Source organism: Microbacterium sp. SA39 (genome assembly GCF_000967865.1).
In the GTDB taxonomy this organism is placed as follows: Bacteria; Actinomycetota; Actinomycetes; order Actinomycetales; family Microbacteriaceae; genus Microbacterium.
This window is the reverse complement of sequence record NZ_JXRU01000038.1, coordinates 139,820-166,340: the sequence shown is the minus strand read 5'-3', so window position 1 is coordinate 166,340 and position 26,521 is coordinate 139,820. Positions and strand designations below refer to the sequence as shown.

Here is a 26,521-nt window from a genome sequence, read left to right as displayed (position 1 = left end):
GAGGCCCGGCGGATGCTGGCGATGAAGCGAGCGAGTTTGTGACGCACTACATATATCTGGTCAGACACGGTGAACATCAGGATGCCGAGCACGGCCTCGCCGACGGACCCCTCTCGCCGCGAGGGCAGCGTCAGGCCGAGTTGATCGCGGATCGGCTCTCGGGTCTTCCGCTCGACGCCGTCTGGCATTCACCGCTGCTGCGCGCCAATGAGACGGCGCGCGCCATCGCCGGCCGGCTCCCGTCGGTCGACCCGGAGCCCACGGCGTTGCTCTTCGACTGCGTCCCCACAGGCATGACGGAAGAGACTCCCGCCGCGTTCGAGCCGTTCTTCGGCTCGATCTCGGATGCCGAGATCGATGCCGGTCGAGCGCAGATGGCCGATGCCGTGAACGAGTTCCTCATGCGCAAGAACGGCGAGGTGCACGAAGTTCTCATCACGCACAACTTCGTCATCTCCTGGTTCGTGCGCGAGGTGCTCGGTGCGCCGGAGTGGCGTTGGATGACGCTCAACCAGGCCCATTGCGGTCTGACGATCATCGCGCAGAAGCAGGGACGACCGTGGACGCTGCTCAACCACAACGACACCGGGCATCTGCCGGTCGAGCTCCGCACGGGCATCCCCGACCCGGTGCCGGTCTGACGCCTCCGCGCGCCCGAGCCGGATGCGCACGCCCGCTCCATAGACTGGAGCCATGACCTCTCAGGTGGCACTCGTCGGCGGAACCGGGAAGCTCGGAAGGATCATCCACGCGGTGATCGACGAGCTCGAGGGGTTCGAGGTGAGCCGTGTCTTGACCTCGTCGAGCGATCTCTCCGAGCTGCAGGGGGCTGACCTCGTGGTCGACGCCTCCTCGCCGCAGATCAGCATCGACGTGGTTCGTGCCTCCGTCGAACGCGGGATCAACGTCCTTGTCGCCACCTCGGGCTGGTCCGCGGAGCGCATCGCGCTCGTGCGCCCGCTCGTCGAGGCCGCCGGCACCGGCGTGGTCTTCATCCCGAACTTCTCCCTCGGATCAGTCCTCGGTTCGGCGTTGGCCGCAGCTGCCGCGCCGTTCTTCGGTTTCGCCGAGATCGTGGAGGCTCATCAGGCGACCAAGATCGACTCGCCCAGCGGCACTGCGGTGCGCACCGCTGAGCTCATCGCCGCCGCCCGCGCGGAGCAGGGGCCGGTAAGTGCCCCGCACGCGGATCAGCGCGCCCGCGGCCAGCAGGTCGGAAGCGTGCCGATCCACTCGCTGCGTCGTCCTGGCGTCGTCGCCAAGCAAGAGGTCATCCTGTCCGGCCCGGGCGAGTCCCTCACGTTCACGCACGACACGGTCGAGCCGGCGCTCGCGTATGCGCCCGGCATCCGTCTCGCGGTGCCGTTCGCGCGCGAGGCCACGGGCGTGATCGTGGGCCTGGAGCACATGATCGACATCGGCATCGGCCGATGATGTCGCGCATCGGCGTCGGCCTGATGGCGGCCGCGCTGCTGGTCTACCTGGCCGTCGCCATCTGGCTCGCGGTCATGTTCATCTCGGTCGGCTCGCCGGTCTCCGTCGGCATGGGCATCACGCTTCTCGTGCTCGCGCCGATCGGCGCGTGGGCGTTGATCCGGGAGATGCAGTTCGGCTTCGCCGCCGACCGCCTCGGTCGAACGCTCGACGCCGAAGGCGGGATGCCGCCCGTCGAGACTGAGCTGACTCCGAGCGGTCGCATCGCGCGGGCGGACGCCGACCCGCTGATCGAGCGCTATGCCGCGGATGCCGAGGCGGCGGAGGGCGACTGGCGCGCCCGCTACCGCCTGGGCATCGTGCAGGACGCTGCGGGCCACCGCAGAGACGCCAGGGCGAGCATCCGCGAGGCGATCCGGCTCGCCCGCCGCTGAGACGACGGGCGAGGGACCGGACTCAGGCCAGGGTGGCTTCGAGCGTGATCTCGATGCCGGAGAGTGCCTGAGATACCGGGCAGCCGGTCTTGGCCTCGGCGGCGATCTCCTGGAACTTCTCCGGGGTCAGTCCCGGGACGACCGCGTTCACATTGAGGTGACTGCCGGTGATGCCGACACCCGGCTTGAACGTGACGGAAGCGCTGGTGTTCACCTTCTCCGGCGGGGTGCCGTTCTCGGCCAGCGCGTGCGAGAGCGCCATGCTGAAGCACGACGAGTGGGCGGCCGCGATGAGCTCCTCCGGCGTGGTCGTCGTGTCGCTGCCCTCACTGCGGGCCTTCCAGTTGATCGGGAAGGTACCGAGGTTCGACGAGGAGAACGCGACCGTCCCCGACCCCTCCATGAGCGATCCGGTCCACGTGCTGGCGGCTTCGCTGGTGACGGGCATGATTCCTCCGGTTCTCGCTGAGTGCTCGGTGTGCGCTCCGCGTCGCGGCCAGCCTATCGACCGGGCGGAGCCGACGGAACCGGATTCAGGCGGTCGATGCCGCTCGGCCGATCAGACCCGCTCGCTGCAGGAGCAGATACAGCTGGCAGCCGAGGCAGAAGGCGAAGGCCGCGTTGAGGAACGCGGCGATGAAGGCCGCGGCCGTGGCGACCGGCAGCGCCCACGGGACTCCGCTCAGGTGCAGAACGAGGCCGACGCCGACGACGAAGAGTCCGACCCCCTGGGAGAAGCGCGGTGGGCGCGGGTCCTCGAGCTCTGCCGGGGGAGCCAGCCGCGGACGCACCAGCTGGCGGAACAGCACGCCCCAAGGCGCGGTGTCGGGCGACACGACGCTCCAGAGGAACAGCAAGGCGATGACGACGGTGAGCAGGAAGCCCGGGTCCAGAGCACGCTGCAGGAGAGTGGCCGCCTGGATCGCCCATGGGTCGCCGCCGACGAAGGCGAAGTCGAACCCCGGCGCGAAAGTGAGCCACGTGCCGGGGAGACGCGCGGTCGAGATCCCGATCAGCGCCAGGAACGTCGCGACGAGCAGCAACACAGCAGTGATCGTCGCGGCGAACCGCGGACCGCGCGGATCGATGCCTGCGGGAGTGGTCATGAATGCTCCAGTCTTCGTGCCTCAGACGGAGGCGAGGGCTTCGGTGAGGGCGTGACGATGCGGAACGCCGTGGAATCGGGCGCGGACGGCGCCGGTGCGGTCGACCACGAAGGTGGTCGGCGTCTGCAGCACCTTGTATCGCGCCGAAAGGTCCGGCCGATGGGTCAGATCGACCTCGACATGTCGCAGCCCGTCGTGATCGGAAACGTAGGCGTGCAGCATCCGTCGTACCTGCGGGCACCGTGCGCACATCTCGGTGCTGAACTGCACGAGCGTCGCGCGGGAACCGAGCTCAGAAGTCGCGGCATCCGCCGGGTCGAACCGGAGGGCTCCCGCGTCGCGCCGGCGTCCGTCGCGGCGCCGCAGGGTCACCCCGATCACCGTGGCGAGCACCAGGAGTGCTGCCGCGATCCCTCCCGCGAGTGCCGGCGACATGGCTCGAGAGTACGTCGCTCCCGGGGGTGCGAGGGTCGATGTTTCCGACCGTGACGATCGGCATCCAAGACACACGGCATCCGCCCGCGCGCTCGGACCTGCGGGTATCGTGGCTGTCATGAGCGCAGCCGTCCCGACCCCGTATGAAGACCTGCTCCGCGACGTCCTGGAGACCGGCACGCACAAGTCGGATCGGACCGGGACCGGCACGACGAGCGTCTTCGGACGGCAGATCCGCTTCGACCTCTCGAAGGGCTTCCCGCTCATCACCACCAAGCGGGTGCATTTCAAGTCGATCGCGTACGAACTCCTCTGGTTCCTTCGCGGCGATTCGAACGTGCGCTGGCTGCAGGAGAACGGCGTCACCATCTGGGACGAGTGGGCCGACGAGACGGGCGACCTTGGCCCCGTCTACGGCGTGCAGTGGCGCTCCTGGCCGACGCCCGACGGCGAGAGCATCGACCAGCTCTCGCAGGTCATCGACCAGATCCGCCAGTCTCCGGACTCCCGCCGGCTCATCGTGTCGGCCTGGAACCCGGCCGACATCCCCGACATGGCCCTCGCCCCGTGCCACGCCCTCTTCCAGTTCTACGTCGCCGACGGCCGGCTCTCCTGCCAGCTCTACCAGCGCAGCGCCGACATGTTCCTCGGAGTCCCGTTCAACATCGCCTCGTACGCGCTGCTCACGATGATGATCGCCCAGCAAGTCGGTCTCGAGCCGGGCGACTTCGTGTGGACCGGTGGCGACTGCCATATCTACGACAATCACCTCGAGCAGGTGCGCGAGCAGCTCACCCGCGAGCCCTTCGCCTACCCGACGCTCCGCTTCGCCCGCACCCCGGAATCGATCCTCGACTACCGGTACGAGGACTTCGTCGTGGAGGACTATCAGCATCACGCGCCGATCCGCGCGGCGGTGGCGGTATGACCTGGGTCGGCCTGATCTGGGCGGAGGCGCACGGCGGCGTCATCGGTGCCGAGGGTGGAATGCCCTGGCACGTCCCTGAGGACCTGGCGCACTTCAAGCAGGTCACGCTGGGCGCCCCGGTGGTCATGGGCCGCAAGACCTGGGACTCGCTTCCGGAGCGATTCCGGCCCCTGGAGGGTCGCGAGAACATCGTGATCACGCGTCAGCAGGACTGGACTGCTGACGGCGCGCGTCGGGCGGCGAACGTCGCCGAGTCCGTCCGCGGCAAGGACCGGGTGTGGATCATCGGCGGGGCCGAGATCTTCCGCCTCGTCATCGCCGAGGCCGACCGGCTCGAGGTCACCGAACTCGACCTTGAGGTCGACGGCGACGCGTACGCTCCCTCCAAGGCCGGATGGCGTTTGGTCGACGAGGGGGAGTGGCAGACCTCGCGCACCGGCATCCGCCACCGCTTCCTCGGATACGTGCGCTGATGCCCACCGCACTGATCACCGGAGCGAGCGCCGGGCTCGGCGCCGAGTTCGCCCGGCAGCTCGCACGGCGACGGGCGGACCTGATCCTCGTCGCCCGGTCGCAGGACGCGCTCGACACCCTGGCCGCCGAGCTGCGCAGCACGCACGGGGTCGCGGTCGAGGTGCTCGTCGCAGATCTCGCCGAGGAGGAGGGCGTCACGAAGGTCGCCGATCGGCTGCGGGATGCCGCGGACCCGATCGACCTCCTGGTGAACAACGCCGGCTTCGGGCTGCCGCTGCAGTTCGCCGACAACGACATCGACGACGAGGTCCGCCACCTGCGCGTGCACGTCGAAGCCTCCATGCGGCTCATGCACGCGGCGCTGCAGACCATGCGCGGTCGCGGCGGTCGCATCATCAACGTCGCATCCGTCGCCGGCTTCATCTCCCGCTCCACGTATTCCGCGTGCAAGGCGTGGCTGATCGGCTTCAGCCGCTGGGCGAACGCCGAGTACGCGCGCGACGGTGTCAGCGTCACCGCGCTCTGCCCGGGATTCACGCACACGACCTTCCACGAGCGGATGGGGCTCGCCGCCGGGCACGAGGGCGTCCCGGCGTTCATGTGGCTGAACGCCCCCGATGTGGTTCGCGCGGGGCTGCGCGACGCCGCCCTCGGCCGACCCGTGTCGATCCCGTCACTGCGCTACAAGGCGATCGTGGCGTTGACCCGCCTGCTGCCGAGCTCGCTCACGTCGGGTGTCGCCCGGCGCGGACGGGTCTGATCGCCGGAGCCGTCATCCGAATCGTCGCGTCCGCGAGAGCGGCATGCGAACCGATACGCTGGTCCTATGACGCACTCGGGCAACCCTTTCGGACAGGTTCTCGTCGCGCTCGTCACTCCGATGACGGCCGACGGCGAAGTCGACTGGCCCGCCGTCGAGAAGCACATCGATGACGTGATCACCGCGGGCGCGGACGGCATCGTCGTGACGGGAACGACCGGCGAGACCTCGACCCTGACGGACCCCGAGAAGCTCAAGCTCGTCGAGGTCGGGAAGTCCGTGGCCGCCGGACGCGCCAAGATCATCACCGGCGGTGGATCCAACGAGACCGCCCACGCGATCGAGCTGTACAAGGCCAGCGAGAAGGCCGGCGCCGACGGCATCATGATCGTCACCCCGTACTACAACAAGCCGACGCAGGCCGGCATCCTCACCCACTTCCGCATGGTGGCGGACGCGACCGATCTGCCGGTGATCCTCTACGACATCCCCGGCCGCACGGGCGTGCCGATCAAGTACGAGACGATCCTGCGCCTCGCGAAGCATCCGAACATCCTCGCGGTGAAAGACGCCAAGGGCGACTTCTCCGAGGTGAGCCGCGTGCTCAACCAGACCGACCTCATGTACTTCTCCGGCGACGACGCGAACGCGCTGCCGCACCTCGCGATCGGCGCCACGGGCCTGATCGGCGTCACCGCGAACGTCGCGCCAGGCCCGTACCGCACGATCATCGATGCGGTGAACAACGGGGACCTCGCAACGGCCACTGCGGAGCACAAGAGGCTCGAGCCCCTCGTGCGCGCCGTCATGACCCACGTTCCCGGCACCGTGGCAGCGAAGTACATCCTGCATGGCCTCGGACGCATCTCGAGCCCCCGCGTGCGACTTCCCCTGGTCGGTCCGGAGGAGTGGGAGGCCGCGCTCATCGAAGACGAGCTCGACCTCGTGAAGAATGTGCCCGGCGCCGATTTCTCGAACTTCCGACCCGACCGCAATGCGGCTGCGGGTGGTGCCCTGCCGAAGGTGCACGGCACGACGCGCTGAGTCGCGTCGCCACGAACGAACGGACGCGCACAGTGTCCGACTGAGGAGACAGCATGTCCATTCCCCTGTCAGAACCGTCCGCCCTCGACGAAGGAACGCTGCGGGTCATCCCGATCGGCGGTCTCGGCGAGATCGGCCGCAACATGACCGTGTTCGAGTACGACGGCAAGATCCTGATCGTCGACTGCGGGGTGCTCTTCCCTGAGGAGCACCAGCCCGGTGTCGACCTGATCCTGCCCGACTTCGAGCCCATCCGCGATCGCCTCGACGACATCGTCGGCGTGGTGCTCACGCACGGTCACGAGGACCACATCGGTGCGGTGCCGTACCTGTTGCGTCTGAAGAGCGACATCCCGCTGATCGGCTCCGGACTCACCCTCGCGCTCGTCGAGGCGAAGCTCAAGGAGCACCGGATCAAGGCGTTCACCCTCACGGTGACGGAGGGGCAGGAGGAGCGGGTCGGTCCCTTCGACCTCGAGTTCGTCGCGGTCAACCACTCGATCCCGGACGCCCTCGCCGTCGCCATCCGCACGCCCGCGGGGATGGTGCTCGCGACCGGCGACTTCAAGATGGACCAGTTGCCGCTCGACGGTCGGATCACCGATCTGCGAGCGTTCTCACGCCTTGGCGAGGAGGGGGTGGACCTGTTCCTCGTCGATTCGACGAATGCCGACGTGCCCGGCTTCACACCCACCGAGCGCTCGATCGGGCCGGTCCTCGACCAGGTGATCGCCAAGGCTCCGCGCCGGGTGATCGTGGCGAGCTTCTCCAGCCACGTGCACCGCGTGCAGCAGGTCATCGACGCCGCTTCGTCGAATGAGCGCCGCGTGGCGTTCCTCGGACGCAGCATGGTCCGCAACATGACGATCGCGGAGCAGCTGGGCTACCTCAAGGTCCCCGCCGGCGTGCTCATCGACTACAAGAAGGCCCGCGATCTTCCGGACGACCAGATCGTCTACATGTCGACCGGGTCGCAGGGCGAGCCGATGGCCGTGCTCAGCCGGATGGCCAACCTCGACCACGCGATCGAGGTGAGCGAGGGCGACACCGTGATCCTCGCGTCGAGCCTGATCCCGGGGAACGAGAACGCCGTCTACCGCGTGATCGACGGACTCACCAAGCTGGGCGCGAACGTCGTCCACAAGGCGAACGCGAAGGTCCACGTCTCCGGCCACGCGGCCGCGGGCGAGCTGCTCTACTGCTACAACATCCTGAAGCCGAAGAACGTGCTCCCCGTGCACGGCGAGTACCGCCACCTGATGGCGAACGCGAAGCTCGCGCAGGAGACCGGCATTCCCGAGGCGAACACGATCATCGCCGCCAACGGCACGGTGATCGATCTGAAGGACGGCGTCGCTCGCGTGTCCGGCCAGCTCGACATCGGATTCGTCTACGTCGACGGGTCGACCGTCGGAGAGATCACGGATGCCGACCTCAAGGACCGACGCATCCTCGGCGAGGAGGGCTTCATCTCCGTCATCGTCGTGGTGGATGCCGGAACGGGCCGCATCATCTCCGGGCCGGAGATCCACGCGCGCGGCGTCGCGGAGGACGACTCGGTCTTCGACGACGTCACCCCGAAGATCGTCGCTGCGCTCAAGGAGGCAGCGGGCAACGGAGTGCACGACACGCATGCGCTGTCACAGGTCATCCGCCGGACCATCGGTCGCTGGGTCAACCAGAAGCTGCGTCGCCGTCCGATGATCGTGCCCCTCGTCATCGAGGCGTGATGCGTGTCGGTCCGTCGCGAGTGCACGCACTCCCGGCGGACCGACACACCCCCGTAACAGCCGCCGTCTAGGCTCGCGCCATGGTTCAGGGCTTCTCGACCCGGCGCGCGCTGCAACCGGACGCGGTCTTCCTCGGCGACATGCTCGTCGAGGCCGCGAACTGGCGCGCCGGTGGGATGCGGCCGCGGCACGAGGTGCTGACATCGGCGGACCATCGGCGCTACCTCGCGGGATGGAAGCGATCGGCCGACGACGGGCTCATCGCAATCGCCGACGAGGGAATTTCGGTGGGCGCGGCCTGGTATCGCCTGCTGCCGCAGAACGAGCCAGGCTTCGGATTCGTGGGTGGCGCGGTGCCGGAGCTCATCATCGGAGTGCACCCGCTCTGGCGTGCCCGCGGCGTCGGTCGCACGCTGCTGCGCGGCATCGTCGAGCTCGCGGGATCGCAGGGTCATGCACGGATCAGTCTGAGCGTGGAACGGGACAACTTCGCTCGCAACCTGTACCGCGCTGAGGGGTTCACCGTCATGACACAGGGTCCGCTCCGCGACACGATGGTGCGTCGCACCGCCTGACGTGACGGGCGAGATCGGCGCGAAGCCGCGTCGTGACGCGGATATGTCGGCGGTTCGACGTAACGTGAGACCATGGCCAGGAGTTCCACGAAGACCGAGCGTGCGTCAGCGAGCGCACCGTCGCGCCCCAAGCGGCAGACGGCTTCCAAGGCCCAGCCCGCGCCCAAGAAGTACATCGACGAGCAGGACAAGCCTCCGATCGCGGTCCGCGCATGGACGGGACTGGCGCACGGCGTCGGCGGACTGTTCCGTGCGTTCGGCCCGGAGACCCTCGAGAAGGACGACCGCCGCGACGGCTTCCCGCTCCTGCTCGTGCTGCTTGCCGTCCTCGGCGCGGTCGACGAATGGTTCTTCATCGGCAACGAGGTCGCCGCGAACATCAGCGCGTTCTCCGTCGGCCTTTTCGTCGGTCGCGTGGCTTTCTTCATGCCAGTACTGCTTCTGTTGCTGGCCGGATGGTTGTTCCGGCACCCTTCGTCGGTCCATGACAACGGCCGAATCGGAATCGGTTTCGGTCTGTTCGTGCTGGCGCTTGCGGGGATGTTCCACGTCGCCGGTCCGCGTCCACATCCGAACCAGGGCATGCTCGCGCTCAGCGAATCGGGCGGCCTCTTCGGATGGATGCTGGGCCAGCCGCTCACGTATCTCACCGACATTCCCGCGTACCTCGTCCTGTCGCTCCTCGCTGCGCTCAGCACCCTGATCCTCACCAAGACCCCGCCCAACCGCATCGGCGCGCGTCTCGGTGACCTGTACGCCTGGATGTTCGACGCCGAGCGTCCGGAGAAGCCGGCGAAGGATGCCGCGGCGATCGACGACGCCGACAAGGTCGACGATCCCGACGTGCTGCCCTGGTGGCGGCGCAACAAGACCGGCCGCGAGGAGGACCCCGACGAGGGGACCCTCGGCTCGGACGACATCACCGCGCTGCTGAGCACGGCGGATCCGACGCCGGCCTACGACCAGGCGGTGGTGGTCGAGAACCCGTACGATGCCGCGACCGAGGTGCTGACCGACGTCCGCTCCGTGACCGACTCTCTCGCGGAGCAGCAGGCCACGGCCCTGCTCGACGACGAGTCCGACACCGGCGAGATGCCGGAGCTGCCGGGCCTCGACGGCTTCGGCACCGAGGGGCCGGGGGAGCGGGGCCCGCAGGCTCCTGCTGCGCCGTACATCCTGCCGTCGCCCGGCCTGCTGGTCGAAGGGCCGCCCCCGGTTCTCCGCTCCGAGGCGACTGACAAGGTGATCGAGCAGATCACCAACGTCCTCACGCAGTTCAAGGTCGACGCCAAGGTCACCGGTTTCTCGCGCGGGCCGACGGTCACGCAGTACGAGGTCGAGGTCGGCCACGGCGTCAAGGTCGAGAAGATCCTCCAGCTCAGCAACAACTTCGCGTATGCCGTCGCGTCGAACGACGTCCGCATCCTCTCGCCCATCCCGGGCAAGAGCGCGATCGGCATCGAGATCCCGAACGCCGACAAGGAGATGGTCGCGCTCGGCGACGTGCTCCGTTCCCCGGCGGCGCAGAAGAGCACGCACCCGATGACGATCGGCGTGGGCAAGGATGTCGGCGGCAACATCGTGATCGCCAACCTCGCCAAGATGCCGCACCTGCTCGTGGCCGGTTCGACCGGATCCGGTAAGTCGAGCTTCGTGAACTCCATGATCACGAGCCTGCTGATGCGGGCACGGCCCGCCGACGTGCGCATGGTGCTGATCGACCCGAAGCGTGTCGAGCTCACGAGCTACGCGGGTGTTCCGCACCTCATCACACCGATCATCACGAACCCGAAGAAGGCGGCCGAGGCGCTGCAGTGGGTCGTGAAGGAGATGGACATGCGGTACGACGACCTCGCATCGTTCGGCTACCGTCACATCGACGACTTCAACCGCGCCGTGCGCGCCGGCGAGGTCGTGCTGCCCGTGGGCAGTGAGCGCGTGCTCAAGCCGTACCCGTACCTTCTCGTGGTCGTCGATGAGCTCGCGGACCTCATGATGGTCGCCCCTCGCGATGTCGAGGACTCGATCGTGCGCATCACCCAGCTCGCCCGAGCATCCGGAATCCACCTCGTCCTGGCCACGCAGCGCCCGAGCGTCGACGTCGTGACGGGTCTGATCAAGGCGAACGTCCCGTCGCGCCTCGCGTTCGCTGTGACCAGCGTGACCGACAGCCGTGTCATCCTCGACAGCCCAGGCGCCGACAAGCTCATCGGGCAGGGTGACGCCCTGTTCTCGCCGATGGGCTCCTCCAAGCCGTTCCGCCTGCAGGGTGCCTGGGTGGACGAGAAGGAGATCGACGCGGTCGTGAAGCACGTCACGCGTCAGGCGCGGCCGGACTACCGTCCAGACGTGCAGGAGGCTCTCGAGCCGACAAGGAAGAAAGAGGTCGACGAGGACATCGGCGACGACCTCGAGCTGCTGCTCGCGGCCGCCGAACTCATCGTGTCGTCCCAGTTCGGGTCGACGTCGATGCTGCAGCGCAAGCTGCGCGTCGGGTTCGCGAAGGCCGGTCGTCTTATGGATCTGCTCGAGTCTCGCGAGATCGTCGGACCCTCCGAGGGGTCGAAGGCCCGCGACGTCCTCGCCACGGCAGAGCAGCTTCCGCAGGTGATGGCCAAGCTGCGCGGTGAGGACGCTCCGGCTGCTCCTCCCGCGCCCGCAGCGTCGTCGCCGTCGTCCTCCGGCCCGGCATACGACGACCCGACAGAGTCGCAGTTCAACCGGCTCCCTGTCGTGGAGGCCGAGGGCGACGAAGACGCCTGGGGCCTGACGGGGCGCGACTGATGGCCATTCCTCGGCAGCTGCCCAACGCGATCACGATCGCCCGCATCCCGCTCGCGGTCATCTTCTTCGTTCTGCTCCTCCTCGGCGGCACCTACGGGCTGCCCGAGCCCGCGATGCGCTGGATCGCCGCGATCCTGTTCATCGTCGGCATCTCCACGGACTGGGTCGACGGCTACCTTGCGCGCAAGTACGACATCGTCAGTGACTTCGGCAAGCTGTGGGATCCCATCGCCGACAAGCTGCTGACGGGCGCGGGCTTCATCGGTCTCGCGATCCTCGGCGAGGTTCCGTGGTGGATCGTCGTCATCATCCTCATCCGTGAGTGGGGCATCACCGTGCACCGCCTCATGGTCGCGAGCGAGCACGTCGTCGCCGCCGCCTGGATGGGGAAGATCAAGACCGCCTTCCAGGCCGTGGCGCTGGGCTGGGCGCTGTTGCCTCTGTACGTCGTCATCGACCTGGGACCCTGGACGCTGATCACCTTCGTGCTGATGATCATCGTGCTCGTGCTCACCGTGGCCAGCGGGATCGACTACATCGTCGCGCAGGTGCGAGGGGCGCGGCGGAAGTCGTGACTGCCTCGCCGGCATCCGAAGTGCTGACGGCATTCGAACGCCGCGGCTGGACTCTCGGAGTCGCCGAATCCCTCACCGGCGGCGCGGTCTGCGCCGAATTGGTGTCAGTGCCGGGTGCCTCGGCTGTGCTGCTCGGGGGAGTGGTCGCGTACGCCACCCCGGTCAAGCACTCTGTTCTCGGTGTGGAGGCGGAGCTGCTCGCCGAACATGGACCGGTGCGTGCCGCCGTCGCGCTGCAGATGGCCGACGGGGTGCGAAGTGCCGTGGCCGTCGACGGGAGGATCGCCGATGTCGGGATATCGACCACGGGAATCGCAGGCCCCGAGTCGCCGGACGGGCAGCCGGTCGGGACGGTTCACGTGGGTGTCGTCACTCCCGCCGGGGGGTGGACCAGAGAGCTGCACCTCGAGGGGGATCGCGCTGCGATCCGGGCACAGACCGTCGTCGCCGCCCTCGCATTCGTGCTCGAGAAGGTCGAGGAATAGTCGGGTGCATTTCTCGGTTATGACTGATGTGCTCACACTGAAACCACAGAGTGCAGGGGTAGATTCTGTGCACGCCAGGAGGACTAGACTGGCTGTCTCATCGAGTGGGATCTCGGTGAATCGAACGGGGAGGAGGTTCCGATGATTCTTGTACGACAGGAAATCGGCGATGTGCTGAGGGACTTCCGCCTGCAGAAGGGCCGCACCCTCCGGCAGGTCGCAAGCAAGGCCTCCGTCGCGCTCGGATACCTCAGTGAGGTCGAGCGAGGCCAGAAGGAAGCGTCGAGTGAGATTCTCGCCTCGGTCGCAGATGCGCTCGACGTACCGATCTCGACGATCATGCGCGAGGTGGGCGATCGCATCTCCGTTCTCGAGGGCATTCAGGTCTTCCCGGATGTCGTTCCCGATGACCTCGTGGCGTCGATCGAGCCCGAGCTCTCCCTCCGCTGAGCTCCGGCCGGTTCCCGACACGATGCGCCGCAGCGAATTTCTCCGCGCCGTCGATGACGAGTTCCAGGCACGAGCTTCGTCATTGGTGAACGACCTCGTGCTGGGTCCGCTCGGCAACAGGACGGCTCTCGAGGCGCTCGAGGACGGTGCGCCGCCGCGTGACATCTGGCTCGCGCTCTGCGCGGAGATGGACGTACCCGAGAACCGCCGACACGGCGCGGGGCGCCTGGAGCCACGGCGCCGCTGACGGTGCGTCGCGCGTTCGAGTCGTCCAGATTCTGACACGCCGATCGCGGCGTGTTGTCGAAGATCTGTTCGAAGCGGGCGTAGTCTTCTGCACAAGTGGTTCCCGAGTTCCGTTCCGCACGGTTCGCGGAGATATCGACCCAATGTCGGTGGCTCCTCGTACGGTGAAGAACAGGCCCAGAGCCACACGCCTTGCCGGAGAGTTGTTCCCACTCGGGAGCGCCGCGGCAGCCTACAGGCGGCACCACGCGAGCAGAAGGAGCACACCATGCCATCACCCGCCGACCGCGAGAAGTCCCTCGAGACAGCACTCGCCCAGATCGACCGTCAGTTCGGCAAGGGCTCCGTCATGCGGCTGGGCAGCGATGATCGTGCCCCCGTGGCGGTCATCCCGACCGGCTCCATCGCCCTCGACGTCGCTCTCGGCGTCGGAGGCCTCCCGCGTGGTCGCATCGTAGAGATCTACGGACCGGAATCCTCCGGTAAGACCACTCTCACTCTGCACGCGATCGCCAACGCGCAGCGCGCCGGCGGCATCGCCGCATTCATCGACGCCGAGCACGCCCTCGACCCCGACTACGCCGCGAAGCTCGGGGTCGACATCGACGCCCTTCTCGTCTCGCAGCCCGACACCGGTGAGCAGGCGCTCGAGATCGCCGACATGCTCGTCCGCTCCGGGGCGATCGACCTCATCGTCATCGACTCGGTCGCGGCGCTCGTGCCACGTGCCGAGATCGAGGGTGAGATGGGTGACTCGCACGTGGGCCTTCAGGCTCGACTGATGTCGCAGGCGCTGCGAAAGCTCACGGGTGGTCTGAACCAGACCAACACGACCATGATCTTCATCAACCAGCTGCGCGAGAAGATCGGCGTGTTCTTCGGTTCCCCTGAGACCACTGCCGGCGGTAAGGCGCTGAAGTTCTACGCGTCGGTGCGACTCGACATCCGTCGAATCGAGACGCTGAAGGACGGCACCGACGCCGTGGGAAACCGCACTCGTGTCAAGGTCGTCAAGAACAAGATGGCGCCGCCCTTCAAGCAGGCGGAGTTCGACATCCTGTACGGCATCGGCATCTCGCGCGAGGGCAGCCTGATCGACTTCGGCGTTGAGCACTCCATCGTGAAGAAGTCGGGTTCCTGGTACACCTACGACGGTGACCAGCTGGGGCAGGGCAAGGAGAACGCGCGTACGTTCCTGCTCAACAACCCCGACATCGCCCTGGCCATCGAGACGCAGATCAAGCAGAAGCTCGGTATCGGAGGGGCTACCCCGGCTCCTGCTGCTGCCGACGAGCTCGCCGAGCGTCGTCCGGCCTGATGAATGACACACGTGGGGGCGATTCCGAGCGGATCGCCCCCATCATTCCTCTCTTCGGCAAGAAGTCCGCAGATCGAGCGGATGTGACGCCGATGAAGCCATCCGCCACCGACCCGGGTCGGTCCGCGGATGCTGATCCTCGCCGCACAGGTGGCGACGAGTCGTGGCGGTCGACCTGGCACAGCTCAGCTGAAACCACACCGCTCGGCGACGTCAGCGACGCCGGTACACCCAGCGACAGGCATCCCGCTCGGGGCGCGGCGGCGAAGTCAGCGGCATCGGATGCGCCGGTGGCCCCCAAGCTCCGAGCATTGCGTGACCCTCGCGGTGACGGCGGCGCTGGCGACGACTCCGAGCCGGTGCGTTCCCCGGATGAGATCCGCGCCGCGGGGGAGGAAGCTCTGCTGCGCAAGCTGCGGGGCAAATCGCTCTCGATCTCTGAGGCCCGTCTGGTGCTGAGAGGTCACGGCCTCGACGGCGGGCAGGTCGATGACGTCGTCGATGACTTCTGTCGGCGCCAGTATCTGGACGACGCTGTCCTGGCGAGCCTGCTCGTCACTTCGGGTGTGGAACGAAAAGGCCAGGGGCGGGTCGCGCTGTCGCGCGCGCTGTCCCAGCGGGGGCTTCCGCGAGACGTGATCGATGCCGCGCTCGACGAGCTGCCGGATGACGATGCCGAGCGCGCTCTGGAGTTCGCCAGGTCGAAGGCCCGGTCGATGGCCAGGCTCGACAACGACACTGCACTGCGACGGCTCGTCGGACAGCTGTCGCGACGCGGATACAACGGAGCCGTGGCGATGAATGCCGCGAAGACGGCTCTGCGCGAGGTGTCGTCGGGCGGTTCCTCATCAGGCGTGCGGTTCGTCGATTCCGACTGAGCGACTCAGTCCAGTCCTCGAGATCCGCTCGTACAATGGGATCATCATGACTATCCCCCGCAGCGAGCCGACGATCATCAGTGCATCGTCGGCGGCCATCGATGTCGACGGCCGACAGCGATCCTACGAAGTACGCACCTTCGGGTGCCAGATGAACGTCCACGATTCGGAGCGGCTGTCGGGTTCTCTCGAGAGTGCCGGTTACGTGCGTGCGAGTGACGGCATCGAAGCCGACGTCGTCATCATCAACACCTGCGCGGTGCGAGACAACGCGGCGGGAAAGCTCTACGGTACCCTCGGACACCTGGCATCCGTGAAGCGCCGCAAAGACGGCATGCAGATCGCCGTCGGCGGCTGCCTCGCGCAGATGGACAAGCAGGCGGTTCTCGACAAGGCTCCGTGGGTGGACGTCGTGTTCGGCACCCACAACATGGGCTCCCTCCCGGGTCTCCTGGAGCGCGCGCGTCACAACGGAGATGCCGAACTCGAGATACTCGAGTCGCTCGAGGTCTTCCCGTCGACGCTGCCGACCAAGAGGGACTCGGCGCACAGCGGCTGGGTGTCCATCTCGGTCGGGTGCAACAACACCTGCACTTTCTGCATCGTTCCGAGCCTCCGAGGCAAGGAAAAGGATCGTCGCCCCGGTGACATCCTCAATGAGATCCGGCTGCTCGTGGACGATGGCGCGATCGAGGTGACCCTGCTCGGTCAGAACGTCAACTCGTACGGCGTCGAGTTCGGCGATCGGCAGGCGTTCGGCAAGCTGCTGCGCGCCGCCGGCGAGATCGAGGGTCTCGAGCGCATCCGCTTCACCAGCCCGCACCCCGCCGCCTTCACCGACGACGTCATCGACGCCATGGCCGAGACGCCCAGCGTGATGCCGCAGCTGCACATGCCCTTGCAGTCCGGCAGCGACCGCATTCTCAAGGCGATGCGGCGGTCTTACCGCAGCGAGAGGTTCCTCGGAATCCTCGAGCGAGTACGCGATCGCATCCCGCATGCGGCGATCACCACCGACATCATCGTCGGGTTCCCCGGGGAGACGGAAGAAGACTTCGAAGACACCATGCGGGTCGTCGAGCAGGCTCGCTTCTCGAGCGCGTTCACCTTCCAGTACTCGATCCGCCAGGGAACGCCGGCCGCCACCATGGAAGATCAGGTTCCCAAGGCGGTCGTGCAGGACCGATACAACCGGCTTCTCGCGCTCCAGGAGCGGATCTCGCTCGAGGAGAACCAGAAGCAGATCGGTCGTCAGGTCGAAGTGCTCGTCTCGACCGGCGAAGGCAAAAAGGACGCGGAGACCCACCGTCTCACCGGCAGGGGCGAAGACAACCGCCTCGTGCACTTCGAGGTGACGCCGGGCTCCGACCTTCCGCGGCCTGGTGATGTCGTGACCGTGACCATCACCCGTGCGGCGCCGTTCCATCTGCTCGCCGACGACCCCACCGGCGCGCCGCTCCGCATTCGACGGACGCGCGGCGGAGACGCCTGGGATCGCGCGCAGGCAGAGTCGTGCGCCGTACCAGCCCCTGTCTCGGACGGCGGGCCGCGGGCGGTCTCGCTGGGTCTTCCGACCCTGCGCGTCGGCGTGTGACCGTCGACCCGCGCCTCTGGGTCATCGTCGGCGCCACCGGCACCGGTAAGAGCGATCTCGCTCTCGATCTCGCGGAGGTGCTGCGCGCAGAGGGCAATCCCGCCGAGATCGTGAACGCGGATGCGATGCAGCTCTACCGCGGCATGGACATCGGCACGGCGAAGCTTCCCGTGGCTGAACGTCGGGGTGTTCCGCACCACCTGTTCGATGTGTGCGAGGTCGACCAAGAGGCTGCGGTCGCCTGGTATCAGCCGAAGGCGCGCGCAGCGATATCGTCCATTCACGAGCGCGGCGGAGACGCGATCCTCGTCGGGGGGTCAGGTCTCTACGTCTCGAGCGTGATGTACGAGTTCGACTTCCCTCCCCGTGATCCGGCCATCCGGGAACGTCTGGAGAGCGAGCTGGAGTCCGAGGGTCTGGCAGCTCTCCTCGGTCGGCTACACAGGCTGGATCCGGCGACCGCAGAGCGGATCGATCCCCGCAACGCCCGACGCGTCATCCGCGCGCTGGAGGTGCTCGAACAGGGGAGCGAGACGCATCGGGCCGCTTTGCCGGAACATCCCGAGCTCTGGCATTCACGCACCCGCGTGATCGGGCTCCGCTCCGATCGTGCGGAGCTGGTCGCGCGCCTCGACGCGCGCGTGGTGCGAATGTGGGCGGCGGGGCTCGTCGACGAGGTCGCGCGTCTGCGCGAGCAGGGACTTGAGCGCGGTGCCACCGCGGCGCGAGCCATCGGGTACGCCCAGGCCCTCGGCCAGCTCGACGGCCGCCTCTCCGAGGCGGAAGCCATCGCAGAGACGCAGGCTCTCACTCGTCGTTACGCCCGCCGTCAGGTGTCGTGGTTCAAGCGCTACCGCGAGGCCGAGTGGTACGACGCTCCCGCCGACGTGCAGGAGATCTCGAAAGCCTGAACCGGGTGTCGGTGGCTGCTGGCACGCTGTTCGCATGACCACACACTTCTTCACCGCTTCGAGTCTCGACGGGTTCATCGCCACGGCCGACCACTCTCTCGACTGGCTGCTGAAGCAGGACATCGACCCCGACGGTCCGATGGCCTATCAGGGGTTCGAGAAGACGATCGGAGCCTTGGCCATGGGCGCATCGACCTTCGAGTGGGTGATGCGGCACGAAGAGGGGCGCTGGGGCTACACGCAACCCGCCTGGGTGTTCACGCATCGAGAGCTCGAGGTTCCCGACGGTGCCGACATCCGTCTCACACAGGACGACATTCCCCGGGTGCATGCGCAGATGGTCGAGGCCGCGGGCGACAGAGACCTGTGGGTGATCGGCGGGGGAGACCTGGCCGGGCAGTTCGCCGACGCCGGCCTGCTCGACGAGGTGTGGGTGCAGTATGCGCCGGTGACACTGGGCTCCGGCGCCCCGCTTCTGCCGCGCGCACTGGATCTCGAGCTTCTCGACGTCGCCCGCAACCGCGACTTCCTATGCGGTCGCTACCGTGTGCTCAACGGCTGAGCCGTTGCGCGGACGGGCGTTTCGCACTCCCTAGACTGGGCTCATGGTCGCATTCACCAAGGGACATGGCACCGGCAACGACTTCATCATCATCGCCGACCCCGACGGGGAACTCGACCTGTCGGTCGAGCAGGTCGCCGTTCTCTGCGATCGTCACTTCGGCATCGGGGCGGACGGCATCCTTCGGGTGGTGCGATCGTCGGCGATCCCCGAAGGAGCCGCCTCTCTCGCTGAGGAGCCCGACGCCGAATGGTTCATGGACTACCGCAACGCCGACGGCTCGATCGCCGAGATGTGCGGCAACGGCATCCGGGTCTTCGCGCACTTCCTGGTGCGCGCGGGGCTCGCCACGATCGAGCAGGGCTCGACGCTGCCGATCGGCACGCGCGCTGGCGTACGCGACGTCACGCGTAGCGCCACGGGATACCAAGTTGATCTGGGACTCTGGAAATTGTCCGGCGATGACCCGCTCGTGCGCGTCGACGGGCTGCCTGTCACGCGTCCCGGTCTCGGTATCGACGTCGGCAACCCGCATGTGGTCGTCGCTCTCGCCTCCGAGGCCGAGCTCGCCGCCGTGGAACTGCACCGCGCTCCCGATGTCGACCCGGTGCTCCCGGCCGGAGCGAACATCGAGTTCGTGGTCCCGGAGGAGCCGCTCGTGCGCGACGGCGTGGGGCACGTACGCATGCGGGTTCACGAGCGCGGCGTCGGCGAGACGCTCAGCTGTGGCACCGGCATCGCTGCCACGGCCCTCGCGGTGCGCTACTGGGCAGGCGAGCAGGCTCCGAACAACTGGCAGGTCGAGGTGCCTGGCGGCACGTTGAGCTTGCGGATGTTCCCGGCCGAGGACGGGGAGCACGTCGGCCTCGCGGGGCCCGCGCAGCTCGTGTTCCAGGGCGAGGTCGATCTCATCTGATCTGACTGTCGTCAGAAGGCGTCAGCGGACGACGATCGGCTCTGTCTGCGGATTCCCGTGCTTGCGGACTTTGAGGATGCGGTAGCCCTTGCCCGTGGCGGTGCGGTGCACGCTGTACCCGGGATGGAAGGTGGCGCCGATCCAGCGCTGCAGCGAGTCGGCGCCCAGGTTCCGCTGAACCACGAGCCAGGCGTCGCTGCGGTCATCGAGTCGCGGGATCCAGCGCTCGAGGAGGCCGTGCAGCTCGTTCTTACCGACGCGGATCGGCGGATTGGACCGGATCGTGCGGAACGTGACGTCCTGGGGAACATCGTCGGGCAGCGATGCGTTGACATTGGTAAGCCCGAGAGCCGCGGCATTGCGGCGCACGAGATCCAGGGCTCGCTCGTTCACGTCGACGGCCCACACTGTCGCATGAGGAGCGGCGAGGGCCATCGAAAGACTGATCGGCCCCCAGCCGCTGCCGAGGTCGAGAAGATTGCCTCCCGGAGGTACCGGGGGCATGTTGGTGAGAAGCACTGCAGTACCGGCATCCAGCCGATCCGGGCTGAACACGCCACCGGCAGTGACGACCTCCAGCTCACGGCCTGCGAGCGACACACGGATCGAACGCAGATTCTCGGGGCTTGCCGGGGCCGCAGTGAAGTAGTGATCTGACCCCATACGGTGAGCGTACCGGACCGCCCGGGCTAAGGTTAAGGCTCGCGACGAAAGCAGAGATCAGGAACGGATGACGGAGACCACCACACACTCCACCGATGACGAGGCCGTCGACCGCGTGCTCGCGAACGCAGAGAAGCGCTCCGAGGTGCGTGTCTTCGGCGCCGCTCAGGCGCTGCAGGACGAATCGACCGCCGCGCACTCGACGACAGACGGCAACCAGTGGGATCTCGAGGATCGCCACGCCCTGCGCCGGGTCGGTGGACTCTCGACCGAACTGGAAGACGTCACAGAGGTCGAGTATCGGCAGCTGCGACTGGAGAACGTCGTGCTCGTGGGCGTCTATCCGCAGGGTTCCCAGGAAGACGCCGAGAACTCGCTGCGCGAGCTCGCTGCCCTCGCCGAGACCGCCGGTGCCGTCGTGCTCGACGGCGTGCTGCAGCGGCGACCGCATCCGGACGCCGCCACCTACATCGGCCGAGGCAAGGCGCAGGAGCTCAAGGACATCGTCGCGGCGGTCGGTGCCGACACTGTCATCGCCGACACCGAGCTCGCACCGAGCCAGCGCCGCGCGCTGGAAGACGTGGTCAAGGTGAAGGTCATCGACCGCACCACCGTGATCCTCGACATCTTCAGCCAGCACGCCAAGAGCCGCGAGGGCAAGGCCCAGGTCGAGCTCGCCCAGCTCGAGTACCTGCTCCCGCGTCTTCGCGGTTGGGGTGACTCGATGAGCCGCCAGGCCGGTGGACAGGTCGGCGCCGGCGGCGCCGGTATGGGCTCCCGAGGTCCCGGTGAGACGAAGATCGAGCTCGACCGTCGTCGCATCCGGACCAAGATGGCTCTGCTGCGGCGTCAGATCCGCGACTTCGGTCCGGCCCGCGAGGCCAAGCGCGCCGAGCGCAAGCGCAACACGATCCCCTCCGTGGCCATCGCCGGCTACACGAACGCCGGGAAGTCGAGTCTGCTCAACGCGCTCACCAGCGCGGGCGTCCTGGTCGAGAACGCCCTGTTCGCGACCCTCGACGCCACGGTGCGTCGTTCCGAGACGGAGGACGGTCGGGTCTACACGATCACCGACACGGTCGGCTTCGTCCGCAATCTGCCGCACCAGCTGGTCGAGGCGTTTCGCTCGACGCTGGAAGAGGTCGGGCAAGCGGATGTCGTGCTGCACGTCGTCGATGGATCGCACCCTGACCCTGCCGGTCAGCTGCAGACCGTGCGCGATGTGTTGGGCGATGTCGGCGTGCGCGACCTGCCGGAGATCGTCGTCTTCAACAAGGCCGACCTCATCTCCGAGGACGAGCGACTGGTGCTGCGCGGCCTGCAGCCGCATGCGCACTTCGTCTCGTCGCGCTCGGGGGAGGGCATCGCTGACCTGCGCGCCACCATCGAGGAGGCGCTGCCGAAGCCGGCCGTCGAGGTGCATGCAGTGGTCCCGTACGATCGCGGCGATCTGATCGCGGCGATCCATGAGACCGGGATGCTGCTCTCCGTCGAGCACCGGGAAGACGGCACGGCCGTGCACGCGCGCGTCTCGGAGCGTCTGGCTGTCGACCTGGCGCCGTTCACCAGCCGGAGCTGAGCGGCCTCACCGGGCGGAGAAGCGCGCCTCGACGGTGGCGGAGATCACGATGTCCTCCGGCTCGTACTCCATCGCGGGTGCAGAGTCCGCCGCGAATGCAGCGCCCCGGACCTTCATCATCGGTGCCGCCGGTGACGGCTGACCACTCGAGATCAGGCCGACGTCGGCGATCTCGAGCGGGGTGACCTCGCTCCGCCCCAGGGCGCGGGCGTAGGTCTCGGCGCGGGTGACGGCGACGCCGACCGCCTGTGCCGCTACCTCGCTCTCGATCCGAGCGTTCGTCTCCGGAGTGAGGTGCCAGTTCACCCAGCCGACCTCGACTCCGTCCCACGGGGAGATGTCGGACACCAAGATGGACAGTTCGGATGCTTCGACGAAGGTCGCCGTGAAGTCGATGCTCGCGTAGTACACGGGAGCGAGTCGCTTGCCCTCGTTGTTCCACGGTCGCTCCGCCCGGACGGAGAGGCGCTTGCTGGTCCAGTCGACGACGGTGCCGGCATCCGCTCGTCCGTTGATGCTGCTGCGCACCGGCTCGGCGAGGTGCATGACATGTTCGACGACCGCGGTGCGCTCAGGACCTTCCGCGCGGACGCTGACCCGGATGGTGGCGCGCTCGGGCGCGACACGCGCCTCGTGCTCGCCGCGGACGGTGACCGTGACATCGCTCATGCGCCGACTCTACGCCAGCGGTCTCAGCGGATGATGCCGGAGGGAATGGCACGGGCCGGGTATCCGTTGTATCCTGAGAAGCTGAGGTTCTCGGACCTCGGGAAGTGACAACTCCACAGTGCGACAGCGGCTCCTTCGAGAGAAGGACTACGGGGCTGATCGGTTTCGACAGCGCCTGTATATCCACGAGAAGCGGGCCGAGGATGCAGAGTTATCTCGTAAACGCTCTCTGCAAAAAAATAGTTGCCGAAACCAAGCGCAACGACTTCGCCCTCGCTGCATAAGCGAGCCCGATAGTCCGTCAGACCGTGTGTGATTCCGACACGGACCCTGGCGTCATTTAGGAATCTTGCTGTGTGACGGCGTCTGGACGTCACGCGGGACTCTTCCCAGGCTGGGCTCGTCGACTTAGGTGTCTGTGACAAAGGTCGGAGCCGAGTAGAACGTCTTTACAGACTGCGCCCGGAGAAGGTGTGGATTTTCAGCGTTGGACGGGGGTTCGATTCCCCCCAGCTCCACCCAGCCGTTGTCGCAGAGAAAAAGCCCCCGATCCCGTGGAAACAGCGGGATCGGGGGCTTTCTCCGTCGACCGTCAATCGTCCGCCGGGTCCTGCGCGGACACGTCGTCGTCGGTCGAATCGTTGCCGGAGGGCGGAACAGTGGGCGGGGTTCCCTTGCCGTCCTCGGCGCCGAGGTTGTCGTGCTCCTCAGGACCGGGCGAGGGCTCCGTGCTGATGTCGTTGCGGTCGCTGTCAGTACTCATGAGGGTGTCCCTTCGTCGTCGAACAGCATCAGTCTCGCGCCCGGCTGTTCCTCGGGCCAGCGCCTTGACAATCCCACGGTCGGACCGCCTACGCGGCGTCGCGCGGCGCCGTGAGGTCGTAGACCCATTCGTTCACCGTGAGCTCCGCGCCGCGGAATGTCTCGGTCGAGGAAGCCGTGAGCTCGAATCCCGCGCGTCGGCACACGGCATTCGACGGGGGATTATCCACGGAAGGGAAGGCGACGAGGCTGTCGCGGCGTTCCGGGTGTCGGCGCACATCATCGATCAGAAGGGCGAGGGCTCGGGCTGCGACCCGCTGTCCTTGGGCTTCGGGCAACACGAACCAGCCGGTCTCCCATACATCCCGATCCTTCCAACGCAGCCTCCAGTAACCAACCGAACCGACCGGCTTAGAATCGAGGAGGATCGCGAACATCCGCGCCTCGCCTGATTTGGCGTACCGCAAGTAGCGCGCATGCCGGTCGGCGATCTGCTCGTCGGTCTCCGGTCCGTTGAGATGCGACGTCATCTCCAGCGTGTTCGCACGGTGCAGCAGGGGCAAGTCGTCATCGTGCCACGGCCGAAGAGCGAGGGGCTCCATCTGCTCAGCCGGTCCATTCGATGAGGACCAGACCCTGCTTGGTGTCGGCGAGTTTCACCCAGCCGTCGCCGAAGAGGTAGGTCATGCCGTAGCCCTCGTCGTCCGTGCCCATCGAGTACTGGGGGTCCTCGGTGAAGTAGACGCCTTCCGGGCCGTCTTCGCGCTGCCAGCCGCCTGCGACCAGTGCCGTCTGCGCCGTTGCAGCGTTCTCCTCCGTAAGTGGCGACCACCCGTAGAGCTGGCCGTGATCCGAGCCGACCGAGTAGTCGGCCCAGAAGCACAGCAGTCCTTCGGTGAGCTCGACGTCGCCGATCACGAACTCCTTCGGTTGCGCTGTCCACCCGGCCTTCGAGAGAGCGTCGACGGTTCCTGCCGAGATCATCGACTCGCAGGAGATCTCGGCGGAAGTGGCGCTCGGCTCAGGGGTGCCCACCGGTGCGACCGCGGCGGGTGTCTGCGTCGCGGAGCGCGAGGGCGTCGGCGCAGGCGCCTCCGCCGGGGCCGCGCACGCCGTCAGCGTCGCCAGGGCGATGAGCCCTGCGGCTGCGGCGGAGATGATGCGGCGGGACACGAGGGGGTCTTCGGTTCAGCGGTGCAGGAGTGTCAGGAAGGCATCGTGCAGGATGCCGTTGGTCGCGAGCGTCGAACGCGCGGAGATCGTGTCCTCGCCGTCGAACGAGGTCATGCGACCGCCTGCCTCGCGCACGATCGCGACCGCCGCGGCGATGTCGTACTCCTTCACGTCGAACTCGGCGACCATGTCGATCCGGCCTTCGGCGAGAAGCATGTAGGCGTAGACGTCGCCGTAGGCGCGGTCGCGCCAGACGTTCGCCGCGAGTGCGAGCAGGGAGTCGAGCCGACCTGCATCCGACCACTGCGCGATGCTCTGGAAGCTCACGCTGGCCTCGTCCAACGACGCCACCGACGAGGTCTGCAGACGTCGAGGGCCCGCGGCGGTCGCAGTCCATGCTCCGCTGCCCGTGGAGGCCCACCAGCGACGTCCGAGCGCCGGCATGCTGACGACTCCGACCTGCGGTACGCCGTCGATCGCCAGCGCGATCATGGTTCCCCACAGAGGCACGCCGCGGAGGAAGTTCGCCGTGCCGTCGATCGGGTCGATGATCCACTGGCGCTCGGTGCTTCCCTGCGCTCCGTACTCCTCGCCGAAGATGCCGTCATCCGGACGTTCGGTCTCGAGAATGCCGCGGATCGCGCGCTCCGTCGCGAGGTCGGCATCCGTCACGTGCGACTTGTCCGCCTTCGTCGAGATCTCGAGGTCCGCCGCGTCGAAACGAGGGAGCGACTGCGCATCGGCAGCGTCGGCGAGACGGAGAGCGAGCTCGAGATCGCGGGACAGGAGCTCGGCGCTGGGGGTGGCGGTCACCGTCTCAGAATAGTCGTTCGTCGAGAGCGGCCAGAGGGACGTTCCGCCAGGTTTCACCCGGTGCTTTCGACGGCCACGCCCGGGGTCGGCTCGATTTCGCCTCGGACCCATCGGCTGGTAATGTAATTCCTCGGTCGGGGTTCTCCCGGGCCACGCACCTCTAGCTCAATCGGCAGAGCAACTGACTCTTAATCAGTGGGTTCTCGGTTCAAGTCCGAGGGGGTGCACGGATCAGCCTCGGAAACTCTCGCCAGTTTCCGGGGCTTTTCTGCTTCTTGCGGTACCGTGTGCCTGATCACGGAGGGACCACTGATGCGAGGAATCATCGGGACTGCAGGGGGCATCCGCGGCGTGATCGCGCTGGCGGCCGCGCTCGTCTCTTGCGCCGGCGCACCGGAGAAGACCGTGGACTACACGGAGACGTCCGTCACGCTCGCGCCCGGCGAGGCGTTGGTCGTCGATTTCGGTGAAGTCAACGCGACGGTGGGCCAGGAGTGGGTGCTCAGCGCAGAGCCGGATGCCGTGGTGCTCGGACCCGGCGAGGAGCGGTCGCGCTACCTGGGCGAGGACGGCATGACCGGCGCGCCCAGCGAGGTCACGTACCGCTTCGCTCCGGTGGGTGAAGGCGCGACCGTGATCGAGTTCGAATACCGTTTCCGTGGCGAGGTGCCCGAGGACCCTGAGGATCAGGAGACGGCGCGCATCGAAGTCACGGTGGAGAGATCCCCGACCGCACTCACACCACCGCGATGACCTGACCGTCGGTGAGGCGGCGCAGCTCGTCGAACGTCAGCGGCATCACGGTGTGCGGGTGCCCCGCGGCCGCCCAGATCACGTCGAACCGCTGCAGATCCGCATCGACGAACGTGCGCAGCGGCGCGGGATGGCCGACCGGCGCGACCCCTCCGATCGCCTGACCGGTCGCTTCGCGCACGACGGAAGCCGGTGCCATCACGACCTCAGCCACGCCGATGCTGCGGGCGAGCACATCGAGGTCAGCGCGGTGCCCGCCGCTGGTCATGACGAGCACCGGCACGCCGTCCGCGAGGAACACGAGACTGTTCGCGATCGCCGCGACCTCGCACCCGACCGCGGATGCCGCTTCGGCAGCCGTGCGGGCGGAATCGGGGAGCACGCGGATCTCCGCGTCGACCCCGGCATCCGACAGATGCTGATGCACGATGCGACTGCGCTCGGGGAGGTGGGGCACGTCGACCATCACT

At 67.4% G+C, this 26,521-nt stretch carries 32 protein-coding genes, 1 tRNA gene and 1 other RNA gene; 24 read left to right on the top strand and 10 right to left on the bottom strand.

The features are described from left to right. The first annotated feature begins 38 nt into the window (after positions 1–38). From RS85_RS15635 to RS85_RS15625, 3 genes are read left to right on the top strand one after another with little or no spacing between them, the layout of a single operon-like run. Positions 39–641, top strand: coding sequence for a histidine phosphatase family protein (locus RS85_RS15635; protein ID WP_046014392.1), 603 nt, complete (start codon positions 39–41; stop codon positions 639–641). A 52-nt stretch (positions 642–693) separates the two neighbouring features. Further along, positions 694–1,434, top strand: a complete 741-nt coding sequence (dapB, locus tag RS85_RS15630; protein WP_046014391.1) for a 4-hydroxy-tetrahydrodipicolinate reductase — start codon at positions 694–696, stop codon at positions 1,432–1,434. Beyond that, positions 1,431–1,868 (top strand): hypothetical protein, encoded by a 438-nt coding sequence (locus RS85_RS15625; protein ID WP_046014390.1) that lies wholly within the window; start codon positions 1,431–1,433, stop codon positions 1,866–1,868. The genes dapB and RS85_RS15625 overlap by 4 nt, the downstream gene beginning before the upstream one ends. 22 nt (positions 1,869–1,890) lie before the next feature. Here RS85_RS15625 and RS85_RS15620 read toward each other — a convergent pair whose 3' ends face one another. The 3 genes from RS85_RS15620 to RS85_RS15610 form a co-directional block, all read right to left on the bottom strand. Then, positions 1,891–2,316, bottom strand: coding sequence for an OsmC family peroxiredoxin (locus tag RS85_RS15620; RefSeq protein ID WP_046014389.1), 426 nt, complete (start codon positions 2,314–2,316; stop codon positions 1,891–1,893). A gap of 85 nt (positions 2,317–2,401) precedes the next feature. Beyond that, the gene (locus tag RS85_RS15615; protein WP_046014388.1) at positions 2,402–2,974 is read right to left on the bottom strand and encodes a DUF4395 family protein; all 573 of its coding nucleotides are present in this window, start codon (positions 2,972–2,974) and stop codon (positions 2,402–2,404) included. 21 nt (positions 2,975–2,995) lie between these two features. Beyond that, positions 2,996–3,409: a thioredoxin family protein gene (locus RS85_RS15610; RefSeq protein ID WP_046014387.1), complete on the bottom strand. Its 414-nt coding sequence runs from the start codon at positions 3,407–3,409 to the stop codon at positions 2,996–2,998. A gap of 118 nt (positions 3,410–3,527) precedes the next feature. On the opposite strand from RS85_RS15610, the gene RS85_RS15605 reads away from it, so the two are divergent. The 17 genes from RS85_RS15605 (at position 3,528) to dapF (ending at position 19,639) form a co-directional block, all read left to right on the top strand. Then, positions 3,528–4,337 (top strand): thymidylate synthase, encoded by an 810-nt coding sequence (locus tag RS85_RS15605; RefSeq protein ID WP_046014386.1) that lies wholly within the window; start codon positions 3,528–3,530, stop codon positions 4,335–4,337. Next, entirely contained in the window at positions 4,334–4,810 is a 477-nt protein-coding gene (locus tag RS85_RS15600) for a dihydrofolate reductase (RefSeq protein ID WP_046014385.1), read from the top strand. The genes RS85_RS15605 and RS85_RS15600 overlap by 4 nt, the downstream gene beginning before the upstream one ends. Beyond that, the gene (locus tag RS85_RS15595; RefSeq protein ID WP_046014384.1) at positions 4,810–5,571 is read left to right on the top strand and encodes an SDR family NAD(P)-dependent oxidoreductase; all 762 of its coding nucleotides are present in this window, start codon (positions 4,810–4,812) and stop codon (positions 5,569–5,571) included. The genes RS85_RS15600 and RS85_RS15595 overlap by 1 nt, the downstream gene beginning before the upstream one ends. 66 nt (positions 5,572–5,637) lie before the next feature. Beyond that, positions 5,638–6,615, top strand: a complete 978-nt coding sequence (gene dapA / locus RS85_RS15590; RefSeq protein WP_046014383.1) for a 4-hydroxy-tetrahydrodipicolinate synthase — start codon at positions 5,638–5,640, stop codon at positions 6,613–6,615. A 53-nt stretch (positions 6,616–6,668) separates the two neighbouring features. Further along, positions 6,669–8,345, top strand: a complete 1,677-nt coding sequence (locus tag RS85_RS15585; protein WP_046014382.1) for a ribonuclease J — start codon at positions 6,669–6,671, stop codon at positions 8,343–8,345. Positions 8,346–8,425: 80 nt separating this feature from the next. Further along, a complete protein-coding gene (locus RS85_RS15580) occupies positions 8,426–8,920 on the top strand; it encodes a GNAT family N-acetyltransferase (RefSeq protein ID WP_046014381.1) in 495 nt (164 codons plus the stop codon). A 72-nt stretch (positions 8,921–8,992) separates the two neighbouring features. After that, positions 8,993–11,704 (top strand): FtsK/SpoIIIE family DNA translocase, encoded by a 2,712-nt coding sequence (locus RS85_RS15575; protein ID WP_046014380.1) that lies wholly within the window; start codon positions 8,993–8,995, stop codon positions 11,702–11,704. After that, the gene (gene pgsA / locus RS85_RS15570) at positions 11,704–12,279 is read left to right on the top strand and encodes a CDP-diacylglycerol--glycerol-3-phosphate 3-phosphatidyltransferase (protein ID WP_046014379.1); all 576 of its coding nucleotides are present in this window, start codon (positions 11,704–11,706) and stop codon (positions 12,277–12,279) included. The genes RS85_RS15575 and pgsA overlap by 1 nt, the downstream gene beginning before the upstream one ends. Then, positions 12,276–12,764: a CinA family protein gene (locus tag RS85_RS15565; RefSeq protein WP_046014378.1), complete on the top strand. Its 489-nt coding sequence runs from the start codon at positions 12,276–12,278 to the stop codon at positions 12,762–12,764. Before pgsA ends, RS85_RS15565 begins: the two co-directional genes overlap by 4 nt. Before the next feature lie 141 nt (positions 12,765–12,905). Continuing rightward, positions 12,906–13,214 carry a helix-turn-helix domain-containing protein gene (locus RS85_RS15560; protein ID WP_046014377.1) on the top strand — a complete coding sequence of 103 codons (309 nt, stop codon included), beginning with the start codon at positions 12,906–12,908 and terminating at the stop codon, positions 13,212–13,214. A 22-nt stretch (positions 13,215–13,236) separates the two neighbouring features. Further along, the gene (locus RS85_RS15555) at positions 13,237–13,461 is read left to right on the top strand and encodes a DUF3046 domain-containing protein (RefSeq protein WP_046014376.1); all 225 of its coding nucleotides are present in this window, start codon (positions 13,237–13,239) and stop codon (positions 13,459–13,461) included. Positions 13,462–13,728: 267 nt separating this feature from the next. Continuing rightward, positions 13,729–14,778 carry a recombinase RecA gene (gene recA / locus RS85_RS15550; protein ID WP_046014375.1) on the top strand — a complete coding sequence of 350 codons (1,050 nt, stop codon included), beginning with the start codon at positions 13,729–13,731 and terminating at the stop codon, positions 14,776–14,778. Continuing rightward, a complete protein-coding gene (locus RS85_RS15545; protein ID WP_046014374.1) occupies positions 14,778–15,656 on the top strand; it encodes a regulatory protein RecX in 879 nt (292 codons plus the stop codon). Before recA ends, RS85_RS15545 begins: the two co-directional genes overlap by 1 nt. A 46-nt stretch (positions 15,657–15,702) precedes the next feature. Beyond that, positions 15,703–17,250, top strand: coding sequence for a tRNA (N6-isopentenyl adenosine(37)-C2)-methylthiotransferase MiaB (gene miaB, locus RS85_RS15540; protein WP_046014373.1), 1,548 nt, complete (start codon positions 15,703–15,705; stop codon positions 17,248–17,250). Next, a complete protein-coding gene (miaA, locus tag RS85_RS15535) occupies positions 17,247–18,161 on the top strand; it encodes a tRNA (adenosine(37)-N6)-dimethylallyltransferase MiaA (RefSeq protein WP_046014372.1) in 915 nt (304 codons plus the stop codon). Before miaB ends, miaA begins: the two co-directional genes overlap by 4 nt. 34 nt (positions 18,162–18,195) lie before the next feature. After that, positions 18,196–18,723, top strand: coding sequence for a dihydrofolate reductase family protein (locus RS85_RS15530; RefSeq protein WP_046014371.1), 528 nt, complete (start codon positions 18,196–18,198; stop codon positions 18,721–18,723). A gap of 43 nt (positions 18,724–18,766) precedes the next feature. After that, the gene (gene dapF / locus RS85_RS15525) at positions 18,767–19,639 is read left to right on the top strand and encodes a diaminopimelate epimerase (protein ID WP_046014370.1); all 873 of its coding nucleotides are present in this window, start codon (positions 18,767–18,769) and stop codon (positions 19,637–19,639) included. Between the two features lie 21 nt (positions 19,640–19,660). Here dapF and RS85_RS15520 read toward each other — a convergent pair whose 3' ends face one another. Next, complete coding sequence (locus RS85_RS15520; protein WP_046014369.1) at positions 19,661–20,302, bottom strand: class I SAM-dependent methyltransferase; 642 nt, start codon at positions 20,300–20,302, stop codon at positions 19,661–19,663. 244 nt (positions 20,303–20,546) lie between these two features. Here RS85_RS15520 and hflX point away from each other — a divergent pair, with 244 nt between their 5' ends. Then, positions 20,547–21,881: a GTPase HflX gene (gene hflX, locus RS85_RS15515; RefSeq protein ID WP_442921984.1), complete on the top strand. Its 1,335-nt coding sequence runs from the start codon at positions 20,547–20,549 to the stop codon at positions 21,879–21,881. Positions 21,882–21,887: 6 nt separating this feature from the next. On the opposite strand, the gene RS85_RS15510 is transcribed toward hflX, so the two are convergent. Continuing rightward, positions 21,888–22,550, bottom strand: a complete 663-nt coding sequence (locus RS85_RS15510; RefSeq protein ID WP_046014367.1) for an SIMPL domain-containing protein — start codon at positions 22,548–22,550, stop codon at positions 21,888–21,890. 151 nt (positions 22,551–22,701) lie between these two features. On the opposite strand from RS85_RS15510, the gene ssrA reads away from it, so the two are divergent. Beyond that, positions 22,702–23,071: a transfer-messenger RNA gene (gene ssrA / locus RS85_RS19330) on the top strand. A 71-nt stretch (positions 23,072–23,142) separates the two neighbouring features. Here the strand turns inward: ssrA and RS85_RS19755 are convergent. The 4 genes from RS85_RS19755 to RS85_RS15495 all read right to left on the bottom strand — a co-directional run bounded on the left by RS85_RS19755 (position 23,143) and on the right by RS85_RS15495 (position 25,298). Beyond that, positions 23,143–23,313 carry a hypothetical protein gene (locus tag RS85_RS19755; RefSeq protein WP_160298639.1) on the bottom strand — a complete coding sequence of 57 codons (171 nt, stop codon included), beginning with the start codon at positions 23,311–23,313 and terminating at the stop codon, positions 23,143–23,145. Positions 23,314–23,401: 88 nt separating this feature from the next. Beyond that, positions 23,402–23,914: a GNAT family N-acetyltransferase gene (locus RS85_RS15505; RefSeq protein WP_046014366.1), complete on the bottom strand. Its 513-nt coding sequence runs from the start codon at positions 23,912–23,914 to the stop codon at positions 23,402–23,404. Between the two features lie 4 nt (positions 23,915–23,918). Further along, positions 23,919–24,485: a hypothetical protein gene (locus tag RS85_RS15500; protein WP_046014365.1), complete on the bottom strand. Its 567-nt coding sequence runs from the start codon at positions 24,483–24,485 to the stop codon at positions 23,919–23,921. Between the two features lie 15 nt (positions 24,486–24,500). Then, positions 24,501–25,298: an inositol monophosphatase family protein gene (locus tag RS85_RS15495; RefSeq protein ID WP_046014522.1), complete on the bottom strand. Its 798-nt coding sequence runs from the start codon at positions 25,296–25,298 to the stop codon at positions 24,501–24,503. Positions 25,299–25,452: 154 nt separating this feature from the next. On the opposite strand from RS85_RS15495, the gene RS85_RS15490 reads away from it, so the two are divergent. Further along, positions 25,453–25,525 (top strand) — tRNA-Lys (locus RS85_RS15490). Positions 25,526–25,610: 85 nt separating this feature from the next. Next, positions 25,611–26,051, top strand: a complete 441-nt coding sequence (locus tag RS85_RS15485; RefSeq protein ID WP_046014364.1) for a protease inhibitor I42 family protein — start codon at positions 25,611–25,613, stop codon at positions 26,049–26,051. On the opposite strand, the gene RS85_RS15480 is transcribed toward RS85_RS15485, so the two are convergent. Further along, positions 26,035–26,517 carry a YbaK/EbsC family protein gene (locus tag RS85_RS15480; protein WP_046014363.1) on the bottom strand — a complete coding sequence of 161 codons (483 nt, stop codon included), beginning with the start codon at positions 26,515–26,517 and terminating at the stop codon, positions 26,035–26,037. The two genes, RS85_RS15485 and RS85_RS15480, sit on opposite strands and share 17 nt — an antisense overlap. Positions 26,518–26,521 lie beyond the last annotated feature (4 nt).